Origin of the sequence: Marinobacter sp., from assembly GCF_052091845.1 — a bacterium.
Lineage (GTDB): Bacteria > Pseudomonadota > Gammaproteobacteria > Pseudomonadales > Oleiphilaceae > Marinobacter.
In genome coordinates this window covers 1-8,424 of sequence record NZ_JBQDCO010000079.1, presented here as the reverse complement: position 1 = coordinate 8,424, position 8,424 = coordinate 1, and the positions used below count along the sequence as shown (strand labels likewise).

11 protein-coding genes and 1 pseudogene are annotated in these 8,424 nt (G+C 53.2%); 8 read left to right on the top strand and 4 right to left on the bottom strand.

Annotation, left to right across the window (positions count from 1 at the left end; translation table 11 throughout):
- Position 1: 1 nt before the first annotated feature.
- Positions 2 to 280 (top strand): peptidylprolyl isomerase, encoded by a 279-nt coding sequence (locus tag ACTHYN_RS15905; RefSeq protein ID WP_441813382.1) that lies wholly within the window; start codon positions 2 to 4, stop codon positions 278 to 280.
- Between the two features lie 85 nt (positions 281 to 365).
- On the opposite strand, the gene ACTHYN_RS15900 is transcribed toward ACTHYN_RS15905, so the two are convergent.
- Positions 366 to 1,184 (bottom strand): DUF2059 domain-containing protein, encoded by an 819-nt coding sequence (locus ACTHYN_RS15900; RefSeq protein ID WP_441813381.1) that lies wholly within the window; start codon positions 1,182 to 1,184, stop codon positions 366 to 368.
- An 89-nt stretch (positions 1,185 to 1,273) separates the two neighbouring features.
- Between ACTHYN_RS15900 and ACTHYN_RS15895 the strand changes: the two genes are divergently transcribed.
- Positions 1,274 to 1,993, top strand: coding sequence for a transglycosylase SLT domain-containing protein (locus ACTHYN_RS15895; protein ID WP_441813380.1), 720 nt, complete (start codon positions 1,274 to 1,276; stop codon positions 1,991 to 1,993).
- Positions 1,994 to 2,012: 19 nt separating this feature from the next.
- Here ACTHYN_RS15895 and ACTHYN_RS15890 read toward each other — a convergent pair whose 3' ends face one another.
- Positions 2,013 to 2,912, bottom strand: coding sequence for a LysR family transcriptional regulator (locus tag ACTHYN_RS15890; RefSeq protein WP_441813379.1), 900 nt, complete (start codon positions 2,910 to 2,912; stop codon positions 2,013 to 2,015).
- A 127-nt stretch (positions 2,913 to 3,039) separates the two neighbouring features.
- Here ACTHYN_RS15890 and ACTHYN_RS15885 point away from each other — a divergent pair, with 127 nt between their 5' ends.
- Entirely contained in the window at positions 3,040 to 3,231 is a 192-nt protein-coding gene (locus ACTHYN_RS15885; RefSeq protein WP_441813378.1) for a hypothetical protein, read from the top strand.
- Positions 3,232 to 3,413: 182 nt separating this feature from the next.
- Here the strand turns inward: ACTHYN_RS15885 and ACTHYN_RS15880 are convergent, their stop codons facing one another.
- Complete coding sequence (locus ACTHYN_RS15880) at positions 3,414 to 3,842, bottom strand: Lrp/AsnC family transcriptional regulator (RefSeq protein ID WP_441813377.1); 429 nt, start codon at positions 3,840 to 3,842, stop codon at positions 3,414 to 3,416.
- Positions 3,843 to 3,959: 117 nt separating this feature from the next.
- On the opposite strand from ACTHYN_RS15880, the gene ACTHYN_RS15875 reads away from it, so the two are divergent.
- The 5 genes from ACTHYN_RS15875 to ACTHYN_RS15855 all read left to right on the top strand — a co-directional run bounded on the left by ACTHYN_RS15875 (position 3,960) and on the right by ACTHYN_RS15855 (position 8,199).
- On the top strand, positions 3,960 to 5,096 hold the full coding sequence (locus tag ACTHYN_RS15875; RefSeq protein WP_441813376.1) for an arginine N-succinyltransferase: 1,137 nt from the start codon (positions 3,960 to 3,962) through the stop codon (positions 5,094 to 5,096).
- Positions 5,086 to 5,892, top strand: a complete 807-nt coding sequence (locus tag ACTHYN_RS15870; protein ID WP_441813375.1) for a DUF1338 domain-containing protein — start codon at positions 5,086 to 5,088, stop codon at positions 5,890 to 5,892. The genes ACTHYN_RS15875 and ACTHYN_RS15870 overlap by 11 nt, the downstream gene beginning before the upstream one ends.
- Before the next feature lie 125 nt (positions 5,893 to 6,017).
- Entirely contained in the window at positions 6,018 to 6,515 is a 498-nt protein-coding gene (locus ACTHYN_RS15865) for a hypothetical protein (protein WP_441813374.1), read from the top strand.
- Positions 6,512 to 7,417, top strand: coding sequence for an alpha/beta fold hydrolase (locus tag ACTHYN_RS15860; RefSeq protein WP_441813373.1), 906 nt, complete (start codon positions 6,512 to 6,514; stop codon positions 7,415 to 7,417). The genes ACTHYN_RS15865 and ACTHYN_RS15860 overlap by 4 nt, the downstream gene beginning before the upstream one ends.
- Positions 7,414 to 8,199, top strand: coding sequence for a ZIP family metal transporter (locus ACTHYN_RS15855; RefSeq protein WP_441813372.1), 786 nt, complete (start codon positions 7,414 to 7,416; stop codon positions 8,197 to 8,199). Before ACTHYN_RS15860 ends, ACTHYN_RS15855 begins: the two co-directional genes overlap by 4 nt.
- Positions 8,200 to 8,229: 30 nt before the next feature.
- Here ACTHYN_RS15855 and ACTHYN_RS15850 read toward each other — a convergent pair.
- Positions 8,230 to 8,424 (bottom strand): annotated as a pseudogene (locus ACTHYN_RS15850) (oxidoreductase); the annotation flags it as partial.

Genomic DNA, 8,424 nt, shown 5'->3' with positions numbered 1-8,424 from the left:
CATGGCACAGGCAACCGCACGCCACATTCTGGTAGACAGCGAAGCAAAGTGTGAAGAACTGAAGCAAGCGATCGAAGGTGGGCAGGATTTCGCAGAAGCTGCCAAGCAGCATTCGTCTTGCCCCTCTGGCCGCAGCGGCGGCGATCTGGGCACCTTTGGCCCGGGCCAGATGGTTCCCGAGTTCGACCATGCCGCATTCAACAGCGAACTGAACACTGTAATCGGCCCGATCAAAACCCAGTTTGGCTACCACCTGCTGGAAGTAACCGACCGCAGCTAAGAGCTTTCAAGGCCCGGTTTGCTGAGCGGCTCCAGATTATTTCAGGAGCCGCTCAACAGCAGCAAAGACGCCTGCAACTGTTACTTTAATTTTCAGGGGTTAAAAAACGCGCCATTTGATTTCCAATAGACTCTATCGGGTCCGTAATGGCCTGCTGAATACTCTGGGTAACCGTTTTAGAAAACGCAGCCCCTGCACTGCTCTCCAAAAAGTCGATATAAAGCCCCATTTCCTGAGCGCTCATTTTCTCATAGGTATGCAGGTAACTGTCATAAACCTGCTTCTCCACAACGCCCCGAAGAATACCCCGCTGGCTTTCTATTTTCTGCTTAACGGCCTCGTAGTTATCCGAGTCATTGCTAAATGCCGCCATGGCGGTCGCCAGCCCAAGCTGCACGGCTATGGAGGTATCCACTGCGCTTTCCGTTGCGCGGGCGGCGCGATCAAACCGCTCAAACATGTTTGCCCGGTCCGTGCCCTCGTACTTTTCGGCCAGTTCCGGCGCTCTGGCCCGGATTTGTTTCCAGGCGGCGGGGTCTGAAGCCGCAATTTCTGCCCCGGATATTTTCTTGGCCACGGGGGTTTCGTACCAACTCTGCACAGCTTCAAGCTGCTTCCCGGACAGGTTCTGCTCCAGATCTTTTACAATTTGCTGTTCTATGTCGGCAGCACTGAAACTGTTGGTCACCACGTACCCGATGGTCTCGGCAACCATAGGTGGAAGCTGCTGGTTGCGCTTAAGACCCTCGCGGATGCCTTCGGCCATCATGGCGGGGTAGCGTTCAACAATCTCGTCGATGGGCGATGCCGTCAGAACCTGCTGAGCACCAGGCGCAGCCATAACCGGGCCGGCAACAAGCAAGCCGGCGACTAAAAGAGGTTTAACTAGGGTACCAAGCTTCATTTAACTATCATCCTGTTTGATGGATGTTGTGTTTATGACACGCACACCCTCCCCTGAGCAAGCAATCCATGGGTTCCGGAGATGACAGTTTGGTAGGAAAATTCTGGCAACCAGCGCGCCCACGCCGGAAACGGCGCCAGACACGCCGTAACCGGTGGCTGTCCCGCGCTAAATGGTACGGCCTGCCAATACTTGGTGTACTTATCGGCATCTGGGCAACGCTTCGCTTCAGCCTGCTGGCCCCCAATCCGCCTGTTAACCCGGAGGACGTGTGTGACATTTTCCGGGAACACACGGTTTGGTATGACTACGCCAGTAATTCCCAGGACCGCTGGGGCACGCCCATAGCGACCCAGATGGCCTTCGTTTATTACGAGTCCTCATTTCGCAGCCACGCTCAGCCACCCAGGACAAGGCTATGGGGGATTATACCCTGGAGCCGGCCTACCACCGCGTACGGATACGCTCAGGCGCTCGACCCGGCCTGGGGGGAATACCTTGCCGCCAATGGCAGTGGTTTATTCACAGTGCGCACCGATATGGAATACGCACTGGATTTTGTAGGCTGGTATAACCATCTTACCAACCGGCAACTCGACATCCCCTTTCATAGCCCGCGCCAACTTTACCTGGCCTACCATGAAGGTCGTGGTGGCTACGCCCGCAAAACCTATGCCCGCAAACCAAAGGTAACAGCTCTGGCAGACAGGGTTCAGAACCGCGCTTTTCGTTACGACAACCAACTCAAATCCTGTGAATCCGAATTCAAGTGCTGGCACTGGTACCAGTTTTGGCCGTTCTGTAGCTGAGTTCAACCCGGCAGGGACATCACCCTGCCGGGTTGAACTCAATGACCGGCGCCTGGGCCTGCAGTCGTTCAACCAGAAATTCCATCACAATGCGCACCCTGGCCATTTGCAATGTGTCGTGGTGTACGTGCAACCAAAGATCGACACTTTCACCTTCGATCGGGTCTGACAGGCGGCGCAGTTCTTTGGCACTCTCCCCCAGATAACATGGCAAAACAGCCAAACCGGCCCCGGCTCGCGCCAATGTGTGCATTGCGTGCAAGCTATTGCAGCGAATCACCGAGCTCACACTTTTCAGTTGTTTGCGATACCACCGGCCAGTTGCCAGATGGCTGAAGGTGTCATCCGGGATAATCCAGGTGCACTCGTCTGCATGGTTCTCAATATCCATTTCGCGGTTGCGTCGGCAATACGCGGCAGAACCGTAAACCGCCGATTCAATCGACGCAATGCGCTCACCCTCCAGGGTTGCCTGGGGTTTGTTTTCCGGGCGCAAGGTCAGGTCGGCCTCTCGGTGGCTAAGGTTTGCGACGTCGTTATCCGTTAATACCTCCAGCTCAATGTCCGGGAACTCTTGCACCAGCTCTGCCAGAACCGGCCCAAGTAGCTCGCTCATCATTGTGTCTTCTACCGCCAGGCGCACCCTGCCTACAGGCGCCGAATCCTGCCCCACCAGCTTGCGCTCAAGGTTTTCCATCTCAACCGACAGCTTTGCGGCGTTGCGAAAAGCGGTTTCCCCGACGGGCGTCAGTTGCAAGCCATCGCGGTTTCGTTCGAAAAACTGCACACCCAACGACTCTTCCATCTGATCCAGCCGCCGTAAAACCGTCGTTTGGTGCACACCCAGTAATTCTCCGGCTTTAGCGAGGGTTCCACCTATTGCCAGAGCGTGTATATAACGAAGATAATCCCAGTCCATAAGCTACTGCGTATTTGCAACGTGGATAGGGATTTTAACGTATTTAAACTGCATAAAAACACCTTTAAGATTAACTTAAATTCGGATAGGTCCCGTAATTAACTCACCAGATAAGGAGGAAGTCGCTATGACTCATACACATATCGCAACCGTACAACCGCTACCATCCAGCATCCTCCATAACAGTACTGCGGTGAGAAGCCAGCATACTCGTGCGGCGGCCAGGATGGCAGTTCAGTTCATGAGCCGTAAGTTGCGTTCCTTTAACCGCAAGGCCGTAGCTGTAACAGATCTCGCCCAAATGCAGGGTGGTCACTGATTCCAGTCGAGCAAACGTAAAGAGCTGCACTTACATAGCGCAACTCTGAACCATTAGCCTGACTGAAAACGCCGGCGCTTCTTCAAAAGAGGCACCGGCGTTTTGCATTATACAAGCAAAATACCCAGTTCATTTTTGCCCATGCTCAACCCCATCTCACGCAACCCCTGACAGGCCGGCCTTTATCGCTGGAGTCGGGTCTCTAACACCACCGACGAGTTGGTGCGCTCCACGCCATCAAGGTTGCCAATGTCATCCAGTACGGCGCTCAGCTCTTCCAGGGATTGTGCCTGCACAATCGCAATCAGGTCGTATTCTCCGCTTACGGAAAAAAGCTGGGATACATTGCTGATACCCTCAAGAGCGGAATTTGTTCTTGCTGTCAGCTTCTGGATCACTTTTATCAGGACATGGGCCTCCACCTGGCTGGCAGAGTAAGCGCCGCCGAACTGTACCGAATACCCCGCAATCACGCCACTGGCCTCCAGCCGGGCAATACGATTTTGCACGGTTGAACGTGATACATGCAGTGTTTTGGCCAGCTCCGTGATGCTGGTTCTGGCATTTTCCCTTAGCAACAAAAGCAACTTCTGATCCTGCTTTCCTATCATATTGTAAACCTGAGCAATCAATATGCTAAAAATAGTAGCACATTTTGCTCATATTGCAGCTGCATTACGACATCTGAAGGCTTCATACTGAATCCAAACAGCGCCAGGTTGCAGCCTATGATCATTCGACCCATTACCCACAAGGATCTGGACATTCTGTTCCGAATTGCCATGGAATCCGGTCCGGGCTTCACATCATTAATGCCAGACAAAGATGCCCTGGCGCGGAAAATTGCACATTCCATGGCAAGCTTTGAACGTCAGGTAACAAGCCCCGGCGACGAGCATTACCTGTTTGTACTGGAAGATGAGCAAACCGGTGATATTCTGGGAACCACTGCCATAGAAGCAAATGTCGGGCACACACGGCCGCTTAATCACTTTCGGCGCAATACGGTTACCCATCACCCCCGGGACCCTGATCGGCGCCGAAGTGTAGAAACACTTACCCGCTGCAACCACTACAGCGGTTATTCTGAAATCTGCTCATTGTACCTGCGGCCAGAGTTTCGCCAGGCTAATGCGGGCAAACTGCTTTCCCGAGTGCGTTTTTTGTTTATGGCGCTTCATCCGGAGCGCTTTTCCGACAAGGTAATTGCCGAAATGCGCGGTGTATCCGATGCCGCTGGCCAATCCCCTTTTTGGAACTGGCTTAAAACCCATTTTATTGATTTGGAATTTAGCCGGGCGACTCATCTGGTTGGCACCGGCTACACAGATTTTATTGATGAGCTAATGCCTTCTCACCCTCTTTATACCTGCCTGATGAGCCCCGAGGCCCGTGCGGCTCTTAGCCAGGTGCACAGCCACACCCGGCCAGCTTTGCGAATACTGGAAGCCGAGGGGTTTCAACACAAAGGGTTTGTCGACCTGCTGGATGGGGGGCCAACCGTTGAATGCGCCCTGGCGGATATTTACAGCGTGAAAGCCTCGCTTGCCTGTAAAGTCAGAATTGACGAACTCCCGGTTGGAGCAAATAATGACTATAAATCTGCTGACTACCCGCAAAATGAACTCGTTTTGATTGCTAACACAGCGACCACAGATTTCCGGGCGACTGTCACATCCAGGGTATCTGGCGCACCAAACCCCGAAAACCCAGGCTGCCAGGCGACAGATACGCTAAGTGTCTCCGCTGCCCTTGCAGCAAAGCTTCGTCTTGGCAATGACAAACTCGCCCGTATCCTGCCTTTAAATCAGACTGTGTCTACACAAACGCAAAACATAGCCACGGAGTTACGTTATGCACACTGACCGTACCGCCCTGTTCGAAAACCTTTGGCAGAATTACCGAGACGTTACGCCCTCGGCTGCGAAAATTCACCAGCTTCTCGGTGCCAAAGAAAACCACAGGATCATCAACGATCATATTGCACTGCGCACCTTCAATCTGGCGCCAGTGGGCCTGGATGCGCTTGCAGAGCACTTTCTTGCCTTAGGCTACCGCGAAGGTGGCGAGTACCACTTTAACAACAAAAAACTGTACGCCCGGCATTACGAACATGACGCCCCGGAAGCCCCGAGAGTGTTTATTTCAGAATTGCTCACAGAACAATGCTCACCGGAACTTCAGGCAGAGGTATCCAAACTGGTTGGTGGCATCACAAACGAACAGGTCAAGGCCGACGACTTTTTATACTCCGGCAGGCACTGGGAACTGGATTACAGCACGTACCAAAAGCTATTAGAAGAAAGCGAATATGCCGCCTGGCTTGCGGCCTGGGGCTATCGAGCAAACCATTTCACTGTAAGTGTGAACCACTTGCAGACGTTTGAGACAGTTGCAGACATAAACCAGCTTCTGAAAGATAACGGCTTTACCGTGAACGCATCCGGCGGCGAGGTAAAAGGCTCACCGGACGACCTGCTCGAACAATCATCCACCATGGCCGACCAGGTTCCGCTGCAGTTCCGCGACAAGGAAATGACTATCCCCAGCTGTTATTATGAATTTGCACAGCGCTACCCCACATCCGACGGTACTCTTTACAACGGCTTTGTTGCCGCCTCTGCCGATAAAATTTTCGAGAGCACGAATGCCAATATGTAAATGTTTTCCGGCGCATAAAATAATTCCGGAGGTTCTTCGAACAGATGTTTGGGCGGGCAAGCTGAGCTAAACTATCGCCTTGTTCACGGACAATTCCGTTTTGTTCACTGCAACAAGGAGTTTTGATGAAGCTTATCGTTACGCTTCTGCTAACTTGTCTGCTTACATTAGCGGGCTGTCAGTCGCTATCAGATAACCATTCTGCTATCGGGTCGGGCAATGAAAACCTGCCCTCCCAAGCAGAAGGAAAAAACCATCACTCTGTTTTCCTCAGTGCCCAGCATTGCCTGAGTGAATATTTGAGCGAACAGGGTCGCGTTCATTTTGGCCCCTGCCTCAAAATCGTCAGTGTCGATGGCAACAGCCCCCAGGTTCGGGATGATGGTTTCATAGAGCTGCCTGCAGCCACACCTGTCGTTCTCGGTACAAGCTGCGTCTACCGCCATGCCGATGGCTCGCCTATCCCTGCAACCATGGAAACAACGGAATTTCTTGTGACACCGCAAACGTTTACCAGGCCGGGCGCACGCTGGTATCTGCATGCGCACAGAAAGGCCAGGCAAGTAATTGGTTGCGAACCAACGTTGTCCCGCTCGAAAAACCCAACCGAGAAAACAGATTGAAAAATCTGGCTTTACACGATGGCCGTATACTGGCCTATACCGATGTGGGCGATCCGTTAGGCTATCCTTTGATTTTTGGTCACGGCATGCCGGGCAGCCGGCTGCAGGGTGAGTTTTTTCATAGACAGGCTTTGCAACATAACTTCCGGGTGCTTACCCCGGACCGCCCTGGCATTGGTCACTCGGATTACAAGCCCGACCGCCGACTGCTGGATTACCCTGACGACATTCAGCAGTTAGCAGATACCCTTAAGCTGGAAACCTTCAGCCATTTTGGCTGGTCCAGCGGCGGTTCGCGCACACTGGCCTGCTGTTACAAGTTGAGTAGCAGAGTCGACCTGGGCGTGTGCCTGTCCGGTTATACAAACTTTGCAGAGTATGGTGGTCATCATGCATTACTTGAGAGCACCCGTTGGCCAGGGCCAAAGCTTGCCAGTTATAGCCCCGGGCTGGTTAAGCTTGTGGTGCGTTTGGTAGCCGGTCTGTCGCGCCGACGCCCGGGGCTGTACATGCAAGAGGCCGAAAAACTGGTTAACCCGGCCGACCGAAACCTGTTGCACAAATTACTTCTTGAAGATACTTTTCGGCGTGATCAAATGCTTTGCCTGGAAAGCGGCGGAAAAGCCATCGCCACAGACCTGTTAGCCGAGCTTGAAAACTGGGGGTTCAGCCTGAAAGAAGTGCACACTCCGATTCTGATTTTTCAAGGCGAAGAAGACGCATTTGTGCGTGCAGACTACTCCAGGCATTTGGCCGGGCGGCTTCCAAATGCAGAATTAACATTGATGCCCGGCATCGGCCACCTTTACCCTTTGGCTGAACACTTTCAAAGCCAACTGTTCGACCGTATTCAGCGAGAGCTAGAAAATATGGCATTAAAAAGCAACACCCAGCTGTCATGACGACCGACATCAGCATCGTCTGGCTTGGTGCCCTGGCAAGCCTGTTGGCGGGTCTCGCAACCGGCATAGGCGCTTTGGCTATATTCTTCGTCAAATCCCTGACTGAACGGCTTCAGGACAGCATGCTGGCAGGTGCCGCAGGTGTGATGCTGGCGGCTTCTTTCTTTTCGCTGCTGCTTCCGGGGCTGGAGCATGGCGAAGCACTGCTGGGCTCAACCTGGGCAGCGGCACTGCTGGTTATATTTGGTATTTTGTCTGGTGCAGCGGCGCTTTACTGCATTCATCAGAAACTGCCTCACGAACATTTCAACCTGGGACCAGAAGGCCCTGATGCCTTGCACATACGTCGCATCTGGCTTTTTGTCATTGCCATAACACTGCATAACTTCCCGGAAGGTATGGCTGTGGGTGTTGGGTTTGCAGGGGGAGATGTGCGCAATGGCTACGTGCTTGCAACGGGCATTGGTATTCAGAACATTCCTGAGGGCCTTGCCGTCGCACTCTCGTTATTGGCGATTCAGTATTCCCGGGCCCGGGCCTTCACGATTGCTCTGCTGACCGGGCTAGCCGAGCCTATCGGCGGTGTATTCGGTGCCACGCTGGTATGGCTGGCAGAACCAATAATGCCCTGGACTCTCGGGTTTGCCGCCGGGGCCATGCTGTTCATTATAAGTAATGAAATCATTCCGGAAACCCACCGGGCCAGTTATAAAACCCTGGCAACCTTCTCCCTGTTGGTGGGCTTTGTTGTGATGATGTTCCTGGATGCAACGCTGGGCTGAATACAATATCAGCGTGGCTCTGGACGGCATTCAACTTGCCATGCCTGCCAGTTTGACAATATCTTCGTATTGGCGAAGTTGCACAACCCGCTCCGCGAGGGGCTTGGAAGACAAGCTGCAAACCTCATTAACCATGGCAACGGCGACCGTTTTCGCCTCAATGGCCCGGTATTTTTCAAGCGGCCCCAAAAGAACACGGTTGATCAGCGGCATGGCCCTGGCACC

Bases quoted from the DNA above. Each gene is read 5' to 3' on its own strand.
- ACTHYN_RS15905 (WP_441813382.1), top strand. From the start codon at position 2: ATGGCACAGGCAACCGCACGCCACATTCTGGTAGACAGCGAAGCAAAG.
- ACTHYN_RS15900 (WP_441813381.1), bottom strand. From the start codon at position 1,184: ATGAAGCTTGGTACCCTAGTTAAACCTCTTTTAGTCGCCGGCTTGCTT.
- ACTHYN_RS15890 (WP_441813379.1), bottom strand. From the start codon at position 2,912: ATGGACTGGGATTATCTTCGTTATATACACGCTCTGGCAATAGGTGGA.
- ACTHYN_RS15885 (WP_441813378.1), top strand. From the start codon at position 3,040: ATGACTCATACACATATCGCAACCGTACAACCGCTACCATCCAGCATC.
- ACTHYN_RS15880 (WP_441813377.1), bottom strand. From the start codon at position 3,842: ATGATAGGAAAGCAGGATCAGAAGTTGCTTTTGTTGCTAAGGGAAAAT.
- ACTHYN_RS15875 (WP_441813376.1), top strand. From the start codon at position 3,960: ATGATCATTCGACCCATTACCCACAAGGATCTGGACATTCTGTTCCGA.
- ACTHYN_RS15870 (WP_441813375.1), top strand. From the start codon at position 5,086: ATGCACACTGACCGTACCGCCCTGTTCGAAAACCTTTGGCAGAATTAC.
- ACTHYN_RS15865 (WP_441813374.1), top strand. From the start codon at position 6,018: ATGAAGCTTATCGTTACGCTTCTGCTAACTTGTCTGCTTACATTAGCG.
- ACTHYN_RS15855 (WP_441813372.1), top strand. From the start codon at position 7,414: ATGACGACCGACATCAGCATCGTCTGGCTTGGTGCCCTGGCAAGCCTG.